Source organism: Acidovorax sp. AC410 (genome assembly GCF_979253235.1).
This window is the reverse complement of sequence record NZ_CEEDCG010000001.1, coordinates 5,835,438-5,853,518: the sequence shown is the minus strand read 5'-3', so window position 1 is coordinate 5,853,518 and position 18,081 is coordinate 5,835,438. Positions and strand designations below refer to the sequence as shown.

Genomic DNA, 18,081 nt, shown 5'->3' with positions numbered 1-18,081 from the left:
CAAGTCTACCGTCAGATTCCGCAAGGGCCTTCCCATGTTGGCGGGCATTTCCTGCACAACCATGACCGAGCGACTCTTCCTCCGCCTCGATGGCGACACCGTGCACGGGCCGGAAAGCACCGTGCCTGCCGATACGCTGCGCGTCTTTTCGGTGGGCGCGCGCCTGGCGCCCCATGTCTCCCAGATCCTGCGGTACCGTGAAACCTTTGCGGAGGGTGCCGAGGTGGCCGAGCGCGTGCTGCCCGATGGGGCCGTGCGCCTGGTGGTCCATCTGGGGGATGGCACGCCAGCAGGCCCGGCGGGTGGGCCGCAGGGCAGCGTGGCCATCGGTGCCGCCGCAGCACCCGTGCTGCTGCGCTGGCGCGGTGGCAGCCGCATGCACAGCATCTCGGTGGCGCTGCACCCTGGTGCCGCATCGGCCTTGCTCGGGGTGCCGGCCGGAGAGCTGCAGGGCATGGCGGTGCCGCTGGAGGCGCTGTGGGGCAGGGACTTCGCCGAATTGCGCGAACGCATGGTCGAGCAGCGGGACGATGGGACGCGGGTGGCCGTGCTGCGGGCTGCGCTGGCGCAACGTCTTGCGCGCGTGGAGTCTCCCGCCAACCCCTGTGCCCTGCAGGCTGCTGCGTTGTTGGCCGCGTCGGCTGGCCGGATGCGCCCCAGGGACGTGGCCCGTACCGTGGGTGTGGGTGAGCGGCGTCTGCAGCAGATTTTTGGTGCCGAGGTGGGCATGTCCCCCAAGGCCTGGAGCCGGCTGGCGCGACTGCATGCTTGCCTGCGCGCGCTGCGCGGCGGCCCGGCAGTGCCGCATTGGGCATCGCTGGCAGTCGATGGCGGTTTCTACGACCAGGCGCACCTGGCCAACGAGTTCCAGGCACTTTGCGGGCTCTCGCCCACCGAGTTCCTGCAGCGCCGCATTGCGCTTTCTTCCAAGACATAGACCGCTGGCGTCGGTACCGTGGCATCCATGGAAAGAAAAGGAGGACGTACCGCATGAACCCGACACACACCTCCCTCCGGGGAAAAATCGCCCTGGTGGCCGGCGCCACCCGGGGCGCCGGCCGCGGCATTGCCGTGCAACTCGGCGCCGCCGGTGCCACTGTCTACGTCACCGGCCGCAGCTCGGGCGCGCAGCGTTCGGAGATGGACCGGCCCGAGACCATCGAGGAAACCGCTGCACTCGTGGACCAGGCTGGCGGCAAGGGCATCGCCGTGCGGGTGGACCACCTGGTGCAGGACGAAGTGCGTGCATTGGTGGCCCGCATCGAGCGCGAGCAGGGTGCTCTGCATCTGCTGGTGAACGATATCTTCGGCGCCACGCACATCGAATGGAACAAGACCGTATGGGAGTCCGATCTGGACTACGGCCTGCGCACCCTGCGCCTGGCGGTGGACACGCATGCCATCACCAGCCACTTTGCCATCCCCTTGCTGCTCAAGTCACCGGGCGGCCTGGTGGTGGAGATCAACGACGGCACGGCCGAATACAACGGCACGCGCTACCGCAACTCCTTCTTCTACGACATCGCCAAGGCCGCCGTGCTGCGCATGGGCTTTGCGCTAGGCCATGAACTCGGGCCGCATGGCGCCACCGCCGTGTCGCTGTCGCCGGGCTGGATGCGCTCCGAGGCCATGCTGGAGGCCTTTGGCGTCACCGAGGCCACCTGGCGCGATGCGATCACCCGGGTGCCGGGCTTTGCGGTGGCGGAAAGCCCTGCCTATGTGGGCCGCGCCGTGGTGGCCCTGGCGCAGGACCCAGAGGTGGCGCGCTGGAATGGGCAGTCCCTGTCCAGTGGGCAACTGGCGCGGGTCTATGGCTTCACGGACCTGGACGGCAGCCAGCCCGATGCCTGGGGCCATATGCTGGCCGAGGAGGCGGCTGGCGTCCCCGTCGATGTGGCGGGCTACCGTTGAGGCGCGGGCATTGCCTGCAAATTCGTTATCCATTGCGCTGCGCGCCACCCGCGACGCATGAAACTGGCGCGCCCAAGGCCAGTGCCCCCGCGCAAGGGCCGCCCCGCCGCGCTGGGGGCGTCCCCCTCCCAGATTGCGAAGCAATATGAGAGAGGGGGAAGGCGCGAAGCGACTCAGGGGGTGCTTCATTTCACAGCTTGCGCAGCCGCTCCAGCGCCGCGCGCAGGGTGTCGTCCTTCTTGGCGAAGCAAAAGCGCACCACGCGCTGGTCGAAGCCGTCGCCGTAGAAGGCCGATAGCGGAATGGCCGCCACGCCGATCTCGCGCGTGAGCCATTGGCAGAAATCCGACTCGTTGAGGTCGCTCACGGCCGAGATGTCCACGCACTGGAAGTAGCTGCCCGTGCTGGGCAACAGTTTCAGGCGCGAGCCGGCCAGGCCTTCACGGAACAGGTCGCGCTTGGCCTGATAGAAGGCGGGCAACTGCAGGTAGGGGGCGGGGTCCTTGAGGTAGGTGGCCAGGCCGTACTGCACGGGGGTGTTCACCGTGAACACGTTGAACTGGTGGACCTTGCGGAGCTCGGCTGTCAGCGCGGCGGGCGCGGCCACGGTGCCCACTTTCCAGCCTGTGACGTGGAAGGTCTTGCCGAAGCTCGAGACGATGAAGGCGCGCGCCGCCAGGCCCGCGAAGCGCGCAGCGCTCTGGTGCTGGCCGCCGTCGAACACCATGTGCTCGTAGACCTCGTCGCTGATCAGCAGGATGTCGGTGGGGGCCAGCAGGTCCTGCAGCGCCAGCATGTCCTCGGCGCTCCAGACCGTGGCGCTGGGGTTGTGCGGGGTGTTGATCAGGATGGCGCGCGTGCGCGGCGTGATGGCCGCGCTGATCTTGCCGAAATCGGGCCGGAACGTGCCGGGCGTGAGCGGCACGCGCACCGCGCGGCCGCCGGCCAGCTCGATGTTGGGCACGTAGCTGTCGTAGCACGGGTCGAGCACGATGACCTCGTCACCCGGGTGCACGATGGCCAGGATGGTGGTGATGATGGCCTGCGTGGCGCCGGCGGTGATGGTGATCTCGCTCGCCGGATCGTAGCGCCGGCCATGCAGGGCCTCGATCTTGGCCGAGACGGCCTCGCGCAGCGCGGGCACGCCGGTCATGGGCGGGTACTGGTTGTGGCCGGCCTGCATGGCCGCAGTGACGGCATCGACCAATGCCGGGTCGCAGGCAAAGTCCGGAAAGCCCTGGCCCAGGTTCACCGCGTTGTGTTCGGCCGCCAGGGCCGACATCACGGTGAAGATGGTGGTACCCACCTGGGGCAGCTTGCTGGCAAGAACAGGGGTGCGTGCGGTGTCGGTCGCGAGGGTCATGGGACGGGGAGGAGAGGAGGGGGAGGAGGTCAATGTGCGAGGCTGGCGGCCTAGCCGCCATTGCGGCGGAAAATCACCACGTCGATGTCGCTCGGGGCGCCCCAGCGCACCAGCGGGTAGGCGGCCACGATGGCCAGCCAGATCAACGGCGCCAGCCAGCGCAGGCCCGATTTCACATAGGCGATGCGGGCATACAGGCCATCGAGGTGGACGCTTGCCAGGTGGGCCGAGTCGATCAGGGTCAGGCCGTGCCGCGCACTCAGCTGGGTGAGGTTGCGTGCGTGGAAGTAGTGCAGGTGGGGCGAAGGCATGCCCTTTTGCCACAGCCGGTCGAAGAAGGCGCCTGCCCCGAAGCGGTGCAGCAGCTTGCTGGCGCGGTAGAACACCCCGCGGCTGGAGGGCAGGTTCAGCACCAGCAGCCCACCCGGGGCCAGCCGGGAAATGCACTGCGCCAGCAGCGCATCGGAATGCGGGATGTGCTCGAACACGTCGTTGAAGACGATGGCGTCGAACTGCTCGTGCGCGGCCAGCACATCGGGAAAAAACCCTTCGCGCACCGGCACACCGCTGCGCTGCGCCTGCTCGCAGACCGCGTGGTCCGGCTCCAGCCCCAGCACGGTGAAGCCGCGGTCGGCAGCGGCTTTCACAAACCAGCCGTGGGCGGCACCCACGTCCAGCAAGCGCGCGCCGGCCGGCGTGATGTGGCGGCCCATGCGGTCCAGCAACTGGTGGAAGTTGGCCTCGCGCAAGGCCTTGAGGCCGGTATCGCGCTGGGCTTCATCGACCTTTTCGTGCGATCGGGCCTCGTTGATCGCGGGCGCCAGCTGCGCCGCTTCATAGCCGCACAGGGGGCATACCCAATGCCATTCCTCGAGGCCGGCGCGCAGCGCCTGGCCACAACAAACGCAAGGAACTGCCGCGGAGGAAAGAGCGCTCATCTGGCATCACACCTTTTCAAAGTTCGTAGTCGTTCACATGGCCGCTCATGGCGCGGGCGATCAGCTCGCGGCTCAGGCGGTCACTCAGCAATTCGGCGAATTTGTACACGAAATTGCGCAGATAGGCCCCGCGCTTGAAAGCCACGCGTGCCACGCTCTGGCCGAACAGGTGGCCCACCGGGCGCACCACCAGGTCGCCCACGGGGTCGTCGCGCATGGCCATCTCGGCCACGATGCCGATGCCCAGGCCCAGGCGCACATAGGTCTTGATCACGTCCGAGTCGATGGCTTCGAGCGCGATGCGCGGCTGCAGGCGGCGCGCGGCGAAGGCATGGTCGATCTTGCCGCGGCCGGTGAAGGAGGGGTGGTAGGTGATCAGCGGCTCGTGGGCGATGTCGTCCAGGCCGATGCGCTCCTTTTGTGCCAGCGGGTGGCCAGGGGGCAGCACCAGCACGTGCTCCCATTCATAGCAAGGCAGGGTGACCAGTTCGGGGTAGTCGGCCAGGGACTCGGTGGCCATGCCGATCTCGGCCACCTCGTCGATGATCATGCGCGCCACCTGGTCGGGCGTGGCCTGGTGCAGGCTGATGTTGACCTTGGGGTAGGCCTCGCGCAGGCGCGCCACGGGCACGGGCAGCACGTAGCGGGCCTGGGTGTGGGTGGTGGCAATGCTCAGCGTGCCATTGTCCTGGGCGCTGAACTGCTCGCCGATGCGCTTGAGGTTACCCACCTCGCGCATGATGACCTCGATGCTCTTGAGCACATGCTGGCCGGGCTCGGTGATGCGCTTGAGTCGTTTGCCGTGTCGCGCGAAGATGTCCACGCCCAACTCTTCTTCCAGTTCGATGATGGCCTTGGAGACACCCGGCTGCGAGGTGTGCAGGGCCTTGGCGGCTTCGGTCAGGTTCAGGTTGCGCCGGGCAGCCTCCTGGACAAAGCGGAATTGGTGCAGATTCATATCTGATATCGCCTAAAGAGTTGCATCATTATGCTGCAAGCATCTAAGAGATATCCAGCCGGGGCTGCAAAAACTCAGGTGGGAGGCAACTCGCAGGCGATTTCGGCCATGAGTGCCGTCATGCGCGGGTCTTCGCCAATGGCGGCCTGCACGCCGAACCGCACGCCGGGGTGGCTGGTGCGCAGTTGCTGCACCAGCAGGGGCAGGTCCTCGCGCGCATGCTTGCCGGTGCCCAGGAACATGGGCACCACAGTGACTTGGCGGGCGCCCTGCGCCACCAGCTGTGCCACGGCGTCGGGCAGGGCGGGGGCGCACAGCTCCAGGTAGGCGCAGGCCACGGGCCGGTCGGGATGCTGCGCGGCAATGCGCGCTGCCACGGCCTCCATGGGCGCGCGCCACAGTGGGTCGCGGGACCCGTGGGCGAACAGGACAATGGCGGACATGGTGCGCTACCGCCTGAGAACCAGCCAGCTGAAGGCGCCCAGCGATAGCAGGGAGTAGATCAACCCCGGCGCTGCCGCCGTGAGCCAGGGCGACCAGTTCTGCAGGTTGCCGGCATAGCCAAACACGTTGTTGAGCAGGAAGAAGCTGATGCCGGCCATGACGCCGCCGAACACATAGCCTGCGATGCCGCCCGAGCGAAAGTGCAGGTAGGCAAAGGGCAGGGCCAGCACCACCATCACCAGGCAGGACAGGGGGTAGAACACCTTGCGCCAGAACTCGATCTCGTAGCGCTGGGCCGACTGGCCATTGCTGTCCAGGTGGCGGATGTACTGGAACAGGTCCACCGTGGCCATGCGGTCGGGCTTGAGCAGCGAGGCCGCCACCATGTCGGCGCTGATGCGGGTGGGCCATTGCAGTGCGGGCACGTTCAGCCGGTCCACGCGGGCCTGGTCTTCGCCGCGCTGCAAAAAGCTGCTGCGCTGCACGTCGGTGAGCTCCCAGGCACCGCCATCGCCAAAGCGTCCCGATGCCGCGCGGGTCTGCGAGGCGAGCAGGCCCTTGGCGTCGAATTCGAAGATGCGGATGTCCAACATGCCGCCATCGGGCGTGAGGGCACGCACGTTGACCGCGTAGGAGTGGTCGTCCTGGCGCTCCTTGAGCCAGGCCCCGGTGGCGCCCGAGGTGAGGCGCCCCAGGTGGCGCACCTTGATCAGTTGCGCGGCCTTGTCGCTCAGGGGTGCGATGTAGTCGCCCACGGCAAAGGTCAGCACCACGAAGAACCCGCCCAGCGTGAGCAGCGTGCGCATGGCGCGCCAGGGCCCCATGCCGCTGGTGCGCATGATGGTGAATTCGGAGCTCTGCGCCAGGCGCGCCATCACGAAGATGGTGCCGATCAGCACCGTGATGGGCAGCAGCTCGTACAAATGGCTCGGGATGCTGAGCACCACGAACAGCATGGCGTGCGAGAGCTGGTAGCCCTGGGGGCCGGTACGGCCCACCCAGCGCAGCTCATCGACCAGGTCGAAGAAGAAGAACAGGGCCAGGAAGCCGATGGTGACGTAGGCCACCGCGAAGAAGGCTTCGCGGTGGATCAGGCGGCGTATGGTTTTCATGCGGGGCTCCGGCGCTGCCACAGGCGGCGCAGGCTCCAGTTGTTGTGGCGTGCGGTCAGCAGCAGCAGCGAGAAGGCCAGGGTGCCACCGTGCAGCATGAGCATGAAGCTGCCAAGGCCCAGGCGCCCGGCACCGACCCAACTGGTACCCAGCGTCATGAGGTTGTAGTAGACGATGAAGGCGAAGAGGGCGAACACCAGGCTGGTGCTGCGGCCTGCGCGCGGGTTGACGGTGGCCACGGCCAGGCCCAGCACCACGAAGTTCAGCGCCGCCAGGGCCAGGCCGACGCGCCAGCCCAGCTCGGCGCGGTAGGCGGGCAGGGGCTGCATCAGCAGCTCGTGGGTGGCGCGGGTCTTGACCGAGAGTTCCTCGGCGGATCCGGTGGGGGCCGAGCCGATGCGGGTGGAGTATTCCTCGAACTCGCTGATCTTGAGGCCCGGCTTGTCGTGCGTGGTCTCCAGGCGCTGGCCCTGGCTGAGCACGGCCATGCGCTCGCCGTTCTGCGTCTCCAGCCGGGCACTGCGCGCGGAGGTGACGGTCTCCTTCTTGCCCACGTTGGTGGCAATGAAGATGTTGTTGCCCACCATGTTGTCGGGGCTGTCCTTGTCGATGAAGAACACCCGGCTGCCGTTGGCCGACTCCTGGAATTCACCGGGGGCGATGCGGTCGATGTCGCTGCGCTGCTCGTAGCGCGTCTTGAGCTCCTGGATCTGGGTGTTGGCCCAGGGCCACACCAGCAGCGACAGCACGGCGATCACCAGCATGGAAGGCCAGGCAAAGCGCAGCAGCGGGCGCAGCAGGCTGATGAGCCCACGGCCGCTGGCGAACCAGATCACCATCTCGCTGTCGCGGTACATGCGCGAGAGCGTGCTGACCACGGCGACGAACAGGCTCAGCGTCAAAATGGTGGACAGCTGGCCCAGGACGGTGAAGCCCATGACCAGCATCACGTCGGACGGGCTCACGCTGCCGCGCGAGGCCTGGCCCAGCGTGCGGATGAGCATCATGGTCATCACCACGGTGACCAGCACCACCAGCGTGGCCCCGAAGCTGCGCGCCAGCTCCTTGCGGATGGATGAATCGAATAACATTGGCTCTAAGGAAAACACCGATTATGAACTTTGATCTGAAGACCCTTGAGTTGCCGGCAGCTGCCTCCGAGAAATGCGACCTGCTGGTCGTGTTGGTTCCGGAGGCCTTCAAGCCCGGGCGCGATGCCCTGTCCACGCTGGCGGCCCTGGCGCTCAAGCAAGGCGATTTTTCCGCCAAGCCCGGCAAGAGCCTGCCGCTGTACCAGGTGCCTGCCGTGGCCGCGCGCCGCGTGTTGCTGCTGGGTGTGGGCGACGGCTCGGCTCGCGCCGTGCGCCAGGCGCTCGGCGCGACCGCCTCCGCCCTCAAGGCCCCCCAGACCAAGCGCGTGGTGCTGTGCTTTGCCGGCAGCGCCCAGGCCGAGGCGGTGTGCGCCGCGGTGCAGGCCGTGGCCGACGCCAGCTATGTCTACACGACCACCAAGCCCAAGGCCGAGGCGCGCAGCCTCTCCCGCGTGGTCGTGGGCGTGCCCGACCCCTCCGAGGTGCGGGTGGCCTTCTACCAGGGCATCGCCCTTGTCGAAGGGGTGGAGTTTGCCCGTGAATGGGGCAACCGGCCCGCCAACCATGCCACGCCCACCTTGCTGGCGAATGCCGCCAAAACGCTGGCCAAGCAACCGCGCATCCAGTGCAAGGTGCATGGCCCGGCCGAGGTCGAGCGCCTGGGCATGGGATCCTTCATGGCCGTGGCCAAGGGCTCGGAAGAACCGCTGCGCTTCATCGAACTGCGCTACAGCGGTGGCACCAAGGACCAGGCCCCCGTGGTGCTGGTGGGCAAGGGCATCACCTTCGACACCGGTGGCATCTCCATCAAGCCCGCCGCCGAGATGGACGAGATGAAGTTCGACATGTGCGGTGCCGCCAGCGTGCTGGGCGTGTTCCGCGCACTGGGCGAGCTGCAGCCGGCCATCAATGTGGTGGGCCTGATCCCCGCCTGCGAGAACATGCCCGACGGCCGTGCCGTGAAGCCTGGCGATGTGGTGACCAGCATGAGCGGCCAGACCATCGAGGTGCTCAACACCGATGCCGAAGGCCGGCTGGTGCTGTGCGATGCGCTGACCTACGCCACGCGCTTCAAGCCGGCGGCGGTGGTGGACATTGCCACGCTCACGGGTGCCTGCGTGATCGCCCTGGGCGGCGTGCGCAGCGGCCTGTTCTCGAACAACGAAGGCCTGGCCCAGGCCCTGCAGGCGGCGGGCGAAGCGGCGCAGGACCCGTGCTGGCGCATGCCGCTGGACGATGACTACGCTGACGGCCTCAAGAGCAATTTTGCCGACATGGGCAACGTGGCCGGCCGTGCGGGCGGGGCCATCACGGCCGCCAAGTTTCTGCAGAAGTTCGTGGGCGACATGCCCTGGGCGCACCTGGACATTGCCGGCACCGCCTGGAAGGGTGGGGCGGCCAAGGGCTCCACGGGCCGCCCGGTCGGCCTGCTGGTGCAGTACCTGCTGGACCGGGAGGCAGAGGCCGCATCGGCGCCCAAGCCCGCCGCCAAGCGTGCCCGCGCCAAGGCCGCCTGATCCACGATGACTGAGGTCGCCTTCCATTTCAACGCGCCGGACAAGGTGGCCTATGCCTGCCGGTTTGCGCGCAAGGTGCTGCGCAGCGATGCGCGCCTGGTGATCGCCGGCCCGGCCCATGTGCTGGCGGCGCTGGACCGGCAGATGTGGAGCATGGCGCCGCAGGATTTCGTCGCGCACTGCACCGACGCTGCCGACGAGGACCTGCGCCTGGCCTCGCCGGTGCTGCTGACGTCGGACGTGCAGGGCGCGCCGCACCACGAGGTGCTGCTGAACCTGGGCGCCGAGGTGCCCGAAGGCTTTGGCCGCTTCGAAAAACTGATCGAGGTGGTCAGTGCCCACGATGAAGAGGACCGGGGGCAGGCGCGCTACCGCTGGCGCCACTATGCCTCGCGCGGCTACGCCATCGTGCGCCACGATCTGGTGCTGAAGGGCGCTTGATGGCCACCACGCCCCCCCGCACGCCGCCCCGTTTTGTACCCACGCTCACTGAAGTGGTGCAGGCGCCGGGCGCGGTACCGGTGCCTCTGGTGGCGAAGCCGCCAGCGGCGGTGTCTTCTCCCGCTCCCGCGCGCCCGCTTCCCCCGGCAGCAGTGCCCGTGGCCGCAGTTCCTGCGGCTGCAGTGGCCCAGCGCAGCGCTGCGCCGCAGGCCGCCCCGGCGGCGGCTTCGGCACGGGTGGCTGGTGCCACGCCCGCTGCCGCGTCGCCAGTGGCCCAGGCGGCCGGCCGCGCCCTGGAAGCCCTGGCTTTGCGCCGCGCGCAGATCGCAGCCGCAGCACCGCCCCCGGCATCCGTCGCTTCTGCCGCTTCCGTGGCCACGCCGGCTCCCGTGCCCGCAGTGCCTGCCGCATCCTTGTCCGCCAGGCCGGCTGCTGCAGTGCCTGCACCCGTGGCGGCAGCACCGCTTGCCGTGCCCGCCGTTGCCATGCCCGCAGCAGCCCCTGTGGCACCACATCGGGGGCACCAGGCCGCCGCGCGTGCACTGCCAGAGGGCATGGAGGAGTACATGGTGCACCGGGTCATGCAGCGGGTGGACGTGGCACTCGACCAGCGCCTGCGCGATGCCATCGCCACGGTGGTGCAGGAGCAGACGCGTTCAGTGCTTCCACGGCTGCGCGAGGAGATCGAATCCGTGGTTCGCCACGCGGTCTACGAGGCGGTGGCCGATGAGCTTGCAGGCAGCCATGCCGCGCCGACAAAGGGATGACAGGGTATTCCCCTGTGGTTTCTCCCTCATTTAATCGTGTTCCCTAATGATCTGGCCCGTAAATTGCGATATGTTCGCCTGCGTTGAGACACAAGACTAATTCTCAGCGTTTATCTTTACTGGAGATTGATATGCAATTGAAGTTGAAACTGACCGTGGTTGCTGCTATCGCGGCTGCTGCTGGTGTGGCCTCTGCACAAGAGCAGGTGGTCAAGATCGGCCACGTGGCTCCGGTTTCCGGCGCCCAAGCCCACTACGGCAAGGACAACGAAAATGGCGCCCGCATGGCCATTGAAGAGCTGAACGCACAAGGTGTGACGATTGGCGGCAAGAAGATCAAGTTCGAGCTGCAGGCAGAAGACGATGCAGCCGATCCGAAGCAAGGCACGGCCGCTGCACAGAAGCTGTGCGACGCCAAGGTTGCCGGCGTGGTCGGTCACCTCAACTCCGGTACCACCATCCCCGCTTCCAAGGTCTACAACGACTGCGGCATCCCCCACGTGACCGGCGCGGCCACGAACCCCAACCTGACCAAGCCAGGCTACAAGACCACGTTCCGCATCATCGCCAACGACAACGCCCTGGGCGCTGGCCTGGCTGCCTACGCCGTGGACACGCTGAAGCTCAAGACGGTCGCCATCATCGATGACCGTACCGCTTACGGCCAGGGCGTTGCCGACGTGTTCAAGAAGACCGCTTCCGCCAAGGGCATCAAGGTGGTGGACGAGCAGTTCACGACCGACAAGGCCACCGACTTCATGGCCATCCTGACCGCCATCAAGTCCAAGAACCCTGACGCCATCTTCTACGGCGGCATGGACCCCCAAGGTGGCCCGATGCTGCGCCAGATGGAACAGCTGGGCATGGGCAACGTGAAGTACTTCGGTGGTGACGGCATCTGCACGGCTGAAATCGCCAAGCTGGCCGCCGGCGCCAAGACCCTGGCCAACGTGATCTGCGCCGAAGGCGGCGCATCGCTGGCCAAGATGCCTGGCGGCACGGCCTGGAAGGCCAAGTACGACGCCAAGTACCCCAACCAGTTCCAGGTGTACAGCCCCTACACCTACGACGCCACGTTCCTGATCGTGGACGCCATGAAGCGCGCCAACTCGGTCGACCCCAAGGTCTACACCCCCGAGCTGCTCAAGTCCAGCTACAAGGGCGTGACCTCGACGATCGCCTTCGAACCCAACGGCGAAATGAAGAACCCTGCCATCACCCTGTACAACTACAAGGACGGCAAGAAGACCCCTCTGAACTAAGGGACGGACTTGCCTTCAACCGGCTAACGTTGTTGGGGAGCCTTGCCGTGCTACAGCACTGTCTGCGGCTCCCCGCCTAGTTATCCGGTCGAATGCAATCCCGTGCAGGAGCGCTGCCTTCGGGTGGTGCCCGCGGAATCAAAAAAGGCTTCCCTCGGGAAGCCTTTTTCGTTGGTGCCGCCGACGCTGCTTGCGTTGGCGGCAGGAGGGGGCGTCAGCGCCGCACCTGCAGCGAACCCGGGTTCACGATGTTGGTCGGCGTGCCCTTGATGAAGTTCACCACGTTGTCGAAGGCCGCACCAAAGTAGAGCTCGTAGCTGTCCTGCTCCACGTAGCCGATGTGCGGGGTGCAGATGCAGTTCTCAAGGCGCAGCAGGGCGTGGCCCTGCAGGATGGGCTCGCTCTCGAACACGTCCACCGCCGCCATGCCGGGGCGACCCCGGTTCAGCGCCGCAATCAGGGCATCGGACTCGACCAGTTCGGCGCGCGAGGTGTTCACGAACAGCGAGGTGGGCTTCATGCACGACAGGTCTTCAAGCGAGATGATGCCGCGCGTCTCGTCGTTCAGGCGCAGATGCACCGAGATCACGTCGCACTGCGAGAAGAATTCCTCGCGCGTGGTGGCGGCCTGGTAGCCATCGGTCAGGGCCTGGGCGCGCGATGCCTCGCGGCCCCAGACGCGCACGTTCATGCCGAAGGCCCGGCCATAGCCGGCCACGAGCTGGCCGATGCGGCCATAGCCCCAGATGCCCAGCGTCTTGCCGCGCAGCACCGTGCCCAGCCCGAAGTTGGGCGGCATGGACGCCGTCTTGAGGCCCGACTGCTGCCAGGCGCCGTGCTTGAGGTTGGAGATGTACTGGGGCAGCCGGCGCGTGGCGGCCATCACCAGGGCCCAGGTCAGCTCCGCAGGTGCCACCGGCGAGCCCACGCCCTCTGCCACGGCAATGCCGCGCTCGGTGCAGGCTGCCACGTCGATGTGGTTGCCGATCTTGCCGGTCTGGGCAATGAGTTTGAGGCGCGGCAGCTTTTCGACCAGCTGGCGGGTGATCTGGGTGCGCTCGCGCACCAGCACGATGATGTCGGCATCCTTGAGCCGTATCGACAGCTGGCCCAGGCCCTTGACGGTGTTGGTGTAGACCTTGGCGGTGTAGGCGTCGAGCCGGGTGGCGCAATGGAGCTTGCGCACTGCATCCTGGTAGTCGTCGAGGATCACGATGTTCATCCCGACATTGTGCCTTGGAGCGCTGCAGTCTTTGCGCCCCAAGGCCCATCGGGCGCACGGCATTTGCAACGCTGCGTGAATGCCGCATGTGCGAAGGCGCTGATCCGCGCGAATGCGGTGCCCCATCTGCGGCGGCGGGCCTGGTGCCGCCGCTTGCAGGACAGCTGGCCCGCTCGCCTGCCCGGCCGGGGTGCCCGGGTCAGTGTTGCAGCGCCTCGCGCGCGGCCATGCGGTCCAGCTCCGCGCACACATCGGCCATGCGCCCCGAGATCACGATGCGTCCGGCATCGGCGCCGGAGGCGGCTGTCCGCAGCACCCGCACCACGCGGCGTGCCTGGGCGTGGTTGCACACGGCCTCCGCTCCCTGGGCCGGGTTGGGCAAGCGGCTTCCCGCTGCCGCCAGTGGCGTCTCGTCGCGCGGCATGCGGGCTGCAGCCGCTGCCGGCCATGCTGGCGCCGGGGTGGCTGGCAGAGGTGCCTTGCAGGTGCGTGGCCGTGCCGCAGTGGTGTCGTGCCCGCCATGCGCGGCAGGCTGCAGCCAGCGCGTCAGCGCATGCAGGGGGTGGGAGAAGGCCGAGAAGGTCAAAGAAGCAATTCCCATGTGAAGACTCCGAAGGTCGGTGGTGAACACAGGCAGGATTGCGAGGGATGTGCATGGGCCCAGGGCTGACCAGTGGGTTGCAGAAAATCCCGCATCCCACCTGTCAAACGCCCGCCACCTGGGCCATGCACGTCGGGTCCTTTGCGGCATCCCTGCCTTGCGCAGGGGGTGCCGTGGACCCTTGGCGCTACATGAGCATGGTGTTGCGGATCAGGCCGACCGCCAGGCCTTCGATCTCGAAGGGCTCACCGGGCTGCACGGTGATCACGGGGTAGTCGGGGTTTTCGGGCAGCAGCTCGATGCCGGTGGCCGTGCGGCGCAGGCGCTTGACGGTGACGTCGTCGCCCAGGCGGGCCACGATGATCTGGCCATTGCGCGCCTCGCGCGTGGACTGCACGGCCAGCAGGTCGCCGTCCATGATGCCGGCGTCGCGCATGGACATGCCGCGCACCTTGAGCAGGTAATCGGGCTTGTGCTGGAACAGGCTGTTTTCCACGCTGTAGGTCTGGTCGACATGCTCCTGCGCGAGAATGGGTGAGCCCGCTGCGACCCGGCCGATCAGCGGCAGCATCAGCTGCGACAGGCCGGGAATGGGCAGGCTGAACTGGGTGCCACGCGCTGCGTTGATGGAGCGCACGGTCTCGCCGCGTAGGCGGATGCCCCGCGAGGTGCCGCTGACCAGTTCGATCACGCCCTTGCGGGCCAGGGCCTGCAGGTGCTCTTCTGCCGCATTGGCCGACTTGAAGCCCAGCTCGGTCGCGATTTCGGCGCGGGTAGGGGGGGCGCCGGTGCGTGCAATGGCGGTCTGGATCAGGTCCAGAATCTGTTGCTGGCGGGCGGTGAGCTTGGGGTTGTCGAGCATGGTGGTTTCCAGTGTGTGCCGGTACAGTGGCAAATAACTGTTTTTTAATCCAGTAGCTGTATTTTTCACCAGTTTTTCGGAGTATGCAAGTGAGTGCGCAAAAAATTGTGGTTCTGGGTACGGGCGGCACCATTGCCGGCACCGCTGCGCAGGCGGGGGACAACATTGGCTACACGGCCGCACAGGTGGGGGTGGGCGAGCTGCTGGCGGCGGTTCCCGGGCTCGAAACAGTGGCTGGCGGGGCCCTGGTGGTCGAGCAGGTGGCCCAGATCGACAGCAAGGACATGGAGATGGGTGTGTGGCGCGCCCTGGCGCAGCGCTGCGCCGAATGCATGGACGACCCTGCCGTGCGCGCTATCGTCATCACCCATGGCACCGACACCATCGAAGAGACGGCCTGGTTCCTGCACTCCGTGCTCCATGCCTCGAAGCCCGTGGTGCTGACCTGTGCCATGCGCCCATCGACCGCGCTGGTGCCCGATGGCCCGCAGAACCTGCTCGACGCCGTGGCCGTGGCGGCCACCGCCGGTGCGCACGGCGTGGTGGTGGTGGCTGCCGGCACCATCCACGGCGCGCAGCGCGTGCAGAAGGTGCATCCTTACCGGGTGGACCCGTTCAGTTCCGGTGACGCCGGGCCCTTGGGGTGGGTGGAGGAGGGCGTGGCCCGCCTGGTGCAGGCATGGCCCCAGGCGCCAGACGGCACGGCTGCCGCAGCCACTGCCGCCCTGCCGGCCGACGCCCCCTGGCCGTGGGTGGAACTGGTGGCGAGCCATGCGGGCGCCAGTGGCCGTGCGGTGGATGCCTTGGTGCGCGAGGGCGTGCAGGGGCTGGTGGTGGCCTGCACGGGCAACGGCACCATCCACCATGCGCTCGGCGCCGCGCTGGCGCGTGCGCAGGCGGTTGGGGTGCGTGTGGTGCGCTCCACGCGCTGCGCCGAAGGACAGTTGCTGCCCACGGCAGGAGACGCCTTTGCGGCCGCGCCCGGCCTGTCGCCCGTGAAGGCCCGCATCACGCTGATGCTTGAGCTGTTGCACTGATCACCACGCCAGGAAGCCCTTTATGTTTGCTGCCCTTCGCTCCCATGTATGGGCCTACCCGGCGCTGGAGGTGGTACACATCGTGGGCATTGCGCTGCTGCTGGGCAACCTGGTGCTGCTGGAGTTGCGGGTGTTCGGCTGGGGCGCGGCGCTGCCGCCGCGGGACCTGGCGCGCCTGAGCCTGTCGCTGGCGCTGTGCGGCTTTGGCATGGCGGCCCTGTCGGGCCTGGTGATGTTTGCCACGCAGCCCCAGGAATTGCTCGCCAACCGGGCCTTCACCCTGAAGATGCTGTTGTTGATGCTTGCCGGCTGCAACGCGGCGTGGTTTCATGGGCGTGGTTCGCTGGCGCGGCTCGATGGGCTTGCGCGGGCGCAGATGCTGCTGTCCACCCTCATCTGGCTGGCCATCGTCGCCTGCGGTCGCTGGATCGCTTACTTGTAGCCCCCTGAGTCGCTTCGCGCCTCGGTGCAGCCGCCAGAGGCGGCAGCCCTTCGGCGCCGTCCAAGCCCGCGCAGGCGGGCTTGGAGCCGCGGCCCTCAGCCCCTCAGGGGGACGCCACCGGTGGCCTGGCAAAGCCAGTTCCACGGTGGCACTGGCTTGGGCCATGCCAGAGCCACGGGTCCTGTTCTGTGCGTAGCGCTGTTGAAGCGCAGATAACCATCCCAAAGGAGAAGTCCCATGCCACTACGACGTCGCCAACTTCTGTTCACCGGCTTTGCAATGCCCCTGGTACCCCTTGCGGCCCATGCCCACCACGGCTGGAGCAGCTTCGACGCGGATCGCCCGATCTACCTCGAAGGCACGGTGCGCAAGGTGCGCTGGCAGAACCCGCATGCCGAGCTGGAGCTGGAGCTGCCCGCCAACCTGGCATTGCCGCCCAACCTGGCGCAGCGCGCCTTGCCCGCGCAGACGGCTCCGGTCGATGGCAAGTCCTTGCTGGCCCGTGCCGTGCTGCCCACGCGCAAGGACCGCAAGTGGGAGATCGAGCTTGCGCCGCTGACGCGCATGCAGGCCTGGCAGGTGGCCGAGATCAAGCCGGGCACAGCGATCTCGGTACTGGGCTTCACGCTGCGCGAGGAGAAGGGGGAGGCGGTGCTGCGGGTCGAGTACCTGTTCGTGGATGGCAAGGTCTACGGGTTGCGCTCAAGCCCGGCTTGATCTCTAGTGGCCCGACGGGTGGGCGCCGGGATCATCGAATAGTGCACGTTTCGTTTCCTTGATGTGCCTGGCTGCGTGCGGCGTGGGGGTTTCCCGCCACTATCATCCGGCACATTACTTTGCAGGAGTCGTTATGCGCTGTTTCTCCCTTTCTCTCGCTGCCGCTGCCGTGGTCCTGGCCACCTTGCCCGCACAGGCCCTGGAGTTGCCCAAGCGCAAGCCGGGGCTGTGGGAGCTCAAGGCGACTTCCGGTGAGGGTGCGCCCCCTACCGTCATGCAGCAGTGCACGGATGAAGCATTCGAGGCACAGATGCAGAAGACGGCCCTGGAAACGTCCAAGACCATGTGCAGCAAGAACGACATGAAGCGCGACGGAAACACCATCACGGGCAATGCTGAATGCAAGATGGGGTCGGTCAACATCACCTCCCGTACCGTCACCACGGGTGATTTCACTAGCAACTACAAGGTCGTGGTGAACAACACCTACAGCCCACCAATGATGGGTAAAACCAATGACACCACCGTGTTGGAGGCGCGCTGGCTGGGGGCCTGCGCCGCTGGCCAGAAGCCAGGTGCTATGACGATGCCGAACATGCCCGTGGCCCCCAAGTCCAAGTAATCGCCTTCCGATCAAGCTGGCCCCAGCGGGTCAGAAACAACAAAGCCGGGCATTGCCCGGCTTTGTTGTTGGTGCCGCTGAAAATCAGCGGGACAGTTGGTCAGCTGGCGAGGGCCGCAAAGGCCCGCTGCGTGATGTCGTCCACGCTGCCCATGCCGCTGATGGCATGGTACTGGGGGGCGGCGGCCGGGTCGGCCTTGGCCCACTGGCTGTAGTAGTCCACCAGGGGGCGGGTCTGGTCGCTGTAGACCTGCAGGCGCTTCTTGACGGTCTCTTCCTTGTCGTCGTCGCGCTGGATCAGGTCTTCGCCGGTCACATCGTCCTTGCCTTCCACCTTGGGGGGGTTGAACTTGACGTGGTAGGTGCGGCCGCTGGCGGGGTGCGAGCGGCGGCCGCTCATGCGTTCGATGATGGCCTCGAAAGGCACGTCGATCTCCAGCACGTGGTCGAGCTTCACGCCCGCGGCCTTCATGGCATCGGCCTGGGGGATGGTGCGGGGGAAGCCGTCGAACAGGAAGCCCTTGGCGCAGTCGGGCTGGGCAATGCGTTCCTTGACGAGGTTGATGATCAGGTCGTCGCTGACCAGGGCGCCCGACTTCATGATCGCATCGGCCTGCAGGCCCAGCGGCGTACCTGCCTTCACGGCTGCGCGCAGCATGTCTCCGGTGGAGATCTGCGGAATGCCGTACTTCTGGCAGATGAACGTGGCTTGCGTGCCCTTTCCGGCGCCAGGCGCGCCCAACAGAATCAGTCTCATGAAGGTCCTCGAAGGTT

General features: G+C 67.0%; 20 protein-coding genes. 10 read left to right on the top strand and 10 right to left on the bottom strand.

Annotated features, from left to right (window positions below):
- Positions 1 to 61 precede the first annotated feature (61 nt).
- Positions 62 to 937 carry an AraC family transcriptional regulator gene (locus AC0IZS_RS27165; protein WP_471638525.1) on the top strand — a complete coding sequence of 292 codons (876 nt, stop codon included), beginning with the start codon at positions 62 to 64 and terminating at the stop codon, positions 935 to 937.
- Between the two features lie 53 nt (positions 938 to 990).
- Positions 991 to 1,911 (top strand): SDR family oxidoreductase, encoded by a 921-nt coding sequence (locus AC0IZS_RS27160; protein ID WP_471638524.1) that lies wholly within the window; start codon positions 991 to 993, stop codon positions 1,909 to 1,911.
- Positions 1,912 to 2,101: 190 nt separating this feature from the next.
- Here the strand turns inward: AC0IZS_RS27160 and AC0IZS_RS27155 are convergent, their stop codons facing one another.
- The 6 genes from AC0IZS_RS27155 to lptF form a co-directional block, all read right to left on the bottom strand.
- Positions 2,102 to 3,274 (bottom strand): pyridoxal phosphate-dependent aminotransferase, encoded by a 1,173-nt coding sequence (locus AC0IZS_RS27155; protein ID WP_471638523.1) that lies wholly within the window; start codon positions 3,272 to 3,274, stop codon positions 2,102 to 2,104.
- 50 nt (positions 3,275 to 3,324) lie between these two features.
- The gene (locus AC0IZS_RS27150; RefSeq protein ID WP_471638522.1) at positions 3,325 to 4,212 is read right to left on the bottom strand and encodes a class I SAM-dependent methyltransferase; all 888 of its coding nucleotides are present in this window, start codon (positions 4,210 to 4,212) and stop codon (positions 3,325 to 3,327) included.
- Between the two features lie 16 nt (positions 4,213 to 4,228).
- Complete coding sequence (locus AC0IZS_RS27145; RefSeq protein ID WP_471638521.1) at positions 4,229 to 5,170, bottom strand: CysB family HTH-type transcriptional regulator; 942 nt, start codon at positions 5,168 to 5,170, stop codon at positions 4,229 to 4,231.
- A gap of 74 nt (positions 5,171 to 5,244) precedes the next feature.
- Positions 5,245 to 5,613: a sirohydrochlorin chelatase gene (locus tag AC0IZS_RS27140; RefSeq protein ID WP_471638520.1), complete on the bottom strand. Its 369-nt coding sequence runs from the start codon at positions 5,611 to 5,613 to the stop codon at positions 5,245 to 5,247.
- 6 nt (positions 5,614 to 5,619) lie between these two features.
- Positions 5,620 to 6,726, bottom strand: coding sequence for an LPS export ABC transporter permease LptG (gene lptG / locus AC0IZS_RS27135; RefSeq protein ID WP_471638519.1), 1,107 nt, complete (start codon positions 6,724 to 6,726; stop codon positions 5,620 to 5,622).
- Positions 6,723 to 7,817 carry an LPS export ABC transporter permease LptF gene (gene lptF, locus AC0IZS_RS27130; protein WP_471638518.1) on the bottom strand — a complete coding sequence of 365 codons (1,095 nt, stop codon included), beginning with the start codon at positions 7,815 to 7,817 and terminating at the stop codon, positions 6,723 to 6,725. Before lptF ends, lptG begins: the two co-directional genes overlap by 4 nt.
- 23 nt (positions 7,818 to 7,840) lie before the next feature.
- Between lptF and AC0IZS_RS27125 the strand changes: the two genes are divergently transcribed.
- The 4 genes from AC0IZS_RS27125 to AC0IZS_RS27110 all read left to right on the top strand — a co-directional run bounded on the left by AC0IZS_RS27125 (position 7,841) and on the right by AC0IZS_RS27110 (position 11,804).
- Positions 7,841 to 9,334: a leucyl aminopeptidase gene (locus tag AC0IZS_RS27125; RefSeq protein ID WP_471638517.1), complete on the top strand. Its 1,494-nt coding sequence runs from the start codon at positions 7,841 to 7,843 to the stop codon at positions 9,332 to 9,334.
- A 6-nt stretch (positions 9,335 to 9,340) separates the two neighbouring features.
- A complete protein-coding gene (locus tag AC0IZS_RS27120; RefSeq protein WP_471638516.1) occupies positions 9,341 to 9,775 on the top strand; it encodes a DNA polymerase III subunit chi in 435 nt (144 codons plus the stop codon).
- Positions 9,775 to 10,542, top strand: coding sequence for a hypothetical protein (locus AC0IZS_RS27115; protein WP_471638515.1), 768 nt, complete (start codon positions 9,775 to 9,777; stop codon positions 10,540 to 10,542). Before AC0IZS_RS27120 ends, AC0IZS_RS27115 begins: the two co-directional genes overlap by 1 nt.
- 131 nt (positions 10,543 to 10,673) lie before the next feature.
- Positions 10,674 to 11,804, top strand: a complete 1,131-nt coding sequence (locus tag AC0IZS_RS27110) for a branched-chain amino acid ABC transporter substrate-binding protein (protein WP_179680469.1) — start codon at positions 10,674 to 10,676, stop codon at positions 11,802 to 11,804.
- A gap of 214 nt (positions 11,805 to 12,018) precedes the next feature.
- Here AC0IZS_RS27110 and AC0IZS_RS27105 read toward each other — a convergent pair whose 3' ends face one another.
- The 3 genes from AC0IZS_RS27105 to lexA form a co-directional block, all read right to left on the bottom strand.
- Entirely contained in the window at positions 12,019 to 13,026 is a 1,008-nt protein-coding gene (locus AC0IZS_RS27105; protein ID WP_007858757.1) for a D-2-hydroxyacid dehydrogenase family protein, read from the bottom strand.
- A gap of 199 nt (positions 13,027 to 13,225) precedes the next feature.
- Positions 13,226 to 13,627, bottom strand: coding sequence for a hypothetical protein (locus AC0IZS_RS27100; RefSeq protein ID WP_471638514.1), 402 nt, complete (start codon positions 13,625 to 13,627; stop codon positions 13,226 to 13,228).
- A 187-nt stretch (positions 13,628 to 13,814) separates the two neighbouring features.
- A complete protein-coding gene (gene lexA / locus AC0IZS_RS27095; protein ID WP_057203161.1) occupies positions 13,815 to 14,489 on the bottom strand; it encodes a transcriptional repressor LexA in 675 nt (224 codons plus the stop codon).
- Between the two features lie 83 nt (positions 14,490 to 14,572).
- On the opposite strand from lexA, the gene AC0IZS_RS27090 reads away from it, so the two are divergent.
- The 4 genes from AC0IZS_RS27090 (at position 14,573) to AC0IZS_RS27075 (ending at position 17,307) form a co-directional block, all read left to right on the top strand.
- Positions 14,573 to 15,526: an asparaginase gene (locus AC0IZS_RS27090; RefSeq protein ID WP_471638513.1), complete on the top strand. Its 954-nt coding sequence runs from the start codon at positions 14,573 to 14,575 to the stop codon at positions 15,524 to 15,526.
- 22 nt (positions 15,527 to 15,548) lie between these two features.
- Positions 15,549 to 15,968: a hypothetical protein gene (locus tag AC0IZS_RS27085; RefSeq protein WP_471638512.1), complete on the top strand. Its 420-nt coding sequence runs from the start codon at positions 15,549 to 15,551 to the stop codon at positions 15,966 to 15,968.
- Between the two features lie 237 nt (positions 15,969 to 16,205).
- Entirely contained in the window at positions 16,206 to 16,685 is a 480-nt protein-coding gene (locus AC0IZS_RS27080) for a DUF6152 family protein (protein WP_471638511.1), read from the top strand.
- Positions 16,686 to 16,818: 133 nt separating this feature from the next.
- The gene (locus AC0IZS_RS27075; RefSeq protein ID WP_471638510.1) at positions 16,819 to 17,307 is read left to right on the top strand and encodes a DUF3617 domain-containing protein; all 489 of its coding nucleotides are present in this window, start codon (positions 16,819 to 16,821) and stop codon (positions 17,305 to 17,307) included.
- Between the two features lie 100 nt (positions 17,308 to 17,407).
- Here AC0IZS_RS27075 and adk read toward each other — a convergent pair whose 3' ends face one another.
- Complete coding sequence (adk, locus tag AC0IZS_RS27070; protein ID WP_471638509.1) at positions 17,408 to 18,064, bottom strand: adenylate kinase; 657 nt, start codon at positions 18,062 to 18,064, stop codon at positions 17,408 to 17,410.
- Between the last annotated feature and the right edge of the window lie 17 nt (positions 18,065 to 18,081).

Excerpts from the sequence above, each read along its gene's own strand:
- AC0IZS_RS27080 (WP_471638511.1), top strand. The coding sequence starts at position 16,206 with ATGCCACTACGACGTCGCCAACTTCTGTTCACCGGCTTTGCAATGCCC.
- AC0IZS_RS27160 (WP_471638524.1), top strand. The coding sequence starts at position 991 with ATGAACCCGACACACACCTCCCTCCGGGGAAAAATCGCCCTGGTGGCC.
- AC0IZS_RS27115 (WP_471638515.1), top strand. The coding sequence starts at position 9,775 with ATGGCCACCACGCCCCCCCGCACGCCGCCCCGTTTTGTACCCACGCTC.
- lptG (WP_471638519.1), bottom strand. The coding sequence starts at position 6,726 with ATGAAAACCATACGCCGCCTGATCCACCGCGAAGCCTTCTTCGCGGTG.
- AC0IZS_RS27155 (WP_471638523.1), bottom strand. The coding sequence starts at position 3,274 with ATGACCCTCGCGACCGACACCGCACGCACCCCTGTTCTTGCCAGCAAG.
- lptF (WP_471638518.1), bottom strand. The coding sequence starts at position 7,817 with ATGTTATTCGATTCATCCATCCGCAAGGAGCTGGCGCGCAGCTTCGGG.
- AC0IZS_RS27075 (WP_471638510.1), top strand. The coding sequence starts at position 16,819 with ATGCGCTGTTTCTCCCTTTCTCTCGCTGCCGCTGCCGTGGTCCTGGCC.
- AC0IZS_RS27165 (WP_471638525.1), top strand. The coding sequence starts at position 62 with ATGACCGAGCGACTCTTCCTCCGCCTCGATGGCGACACCGTGCACGGG.
- AC0IZS_RS27150 (WP_471638522.1), bottom strand. The coding sequence starts at position 4,212 with ATGAGCGCTCTTTCCTCCGCGGCAGTTCCTTGCGTTTGTTGTGGCCAG.
- AC0IZS_RS27090 (WP_471638513.1), top strand. The coding sequence starts at position 14,573 with ATGCAAGTGAGTGCGCAAAAAATTGTGGTTCTGGGTACGGGCGGCACC.
- adk (WP_471638509.1), bottom strand. The coding sequence starts at position 18,064 with ATGAGACTGATTCTGTTGGGCGCGCCTGGCGCCGGAAAGGGCACGCAA.
- AC0IZS_RS27120 (WP_471638516.1), top strand. The coding sequence starts at position 9,341 with ATGACTGAGGTCGCCTTCCATTTCAACGCGCCGGACAAGGTGGCCTAT.
- AC0IZS_RS27145 (WP_471638521.1), bottom strand. The coding sequence starts at position 5,170 with ATGAATCTGCACCAATTCCGCTTTGTCCAGGAGGCTGCCCGGCGCAAC.
- AC0IZS_RS27100 (WP_471638514.1), bottom strand. The coding sequence starts at position 13,627 with ATGGGAATTGCTTCTTTGACCTTCTCGGCCTTCTCCCACCCCCTGCAT.
- AC0IZS_RS27085 (WP_471638512.1), top strand. The coding sequence starts at position 15,549 with ATGTTTGCTGCCCTTCGCTCCCATGTATGGGCCTACCCGGCGCTGGAG.
- lexA (WP_057203161.1), bottom strand. The coding sequence starts at position 14,489 with ATGCTCGACAACCCCAAGCTCACCGCCCGCCAGCAACAGATTCTGGAC.
- AC0IZS_RS27140 (WP_471638520.1), bottom strand. The coding sequence starts at position 5,613 with ATGTCCGCCATTGTCCTGTTCGCCCACGGGTCCCGCGACCCACTGTGG.
- AC0IZS_RS27110 (WP_179680469.1), top strand. The coding sequence starts at position 10,674 with ATGCAATTGAAGTTGAAACTGACCGTGGTTGCTGCTATCGCGGCTGCT.
- AC0IZS_RS27105 (WP_007858757.1), bottom strand. The coding sequence starts at position 13,026 with ATGAACATCGTGATCCTCGACGACTACCAGGATGCAGTGCGCAAGCTC.
- AC0IZS_RS27125 (WP_471638517.1), top strand. The coding sequence starts at position 7,841 with ATGAACTTTGATCTGAAGACCCTTGAGTTGCCGGCAGCTGCCTCCGAG.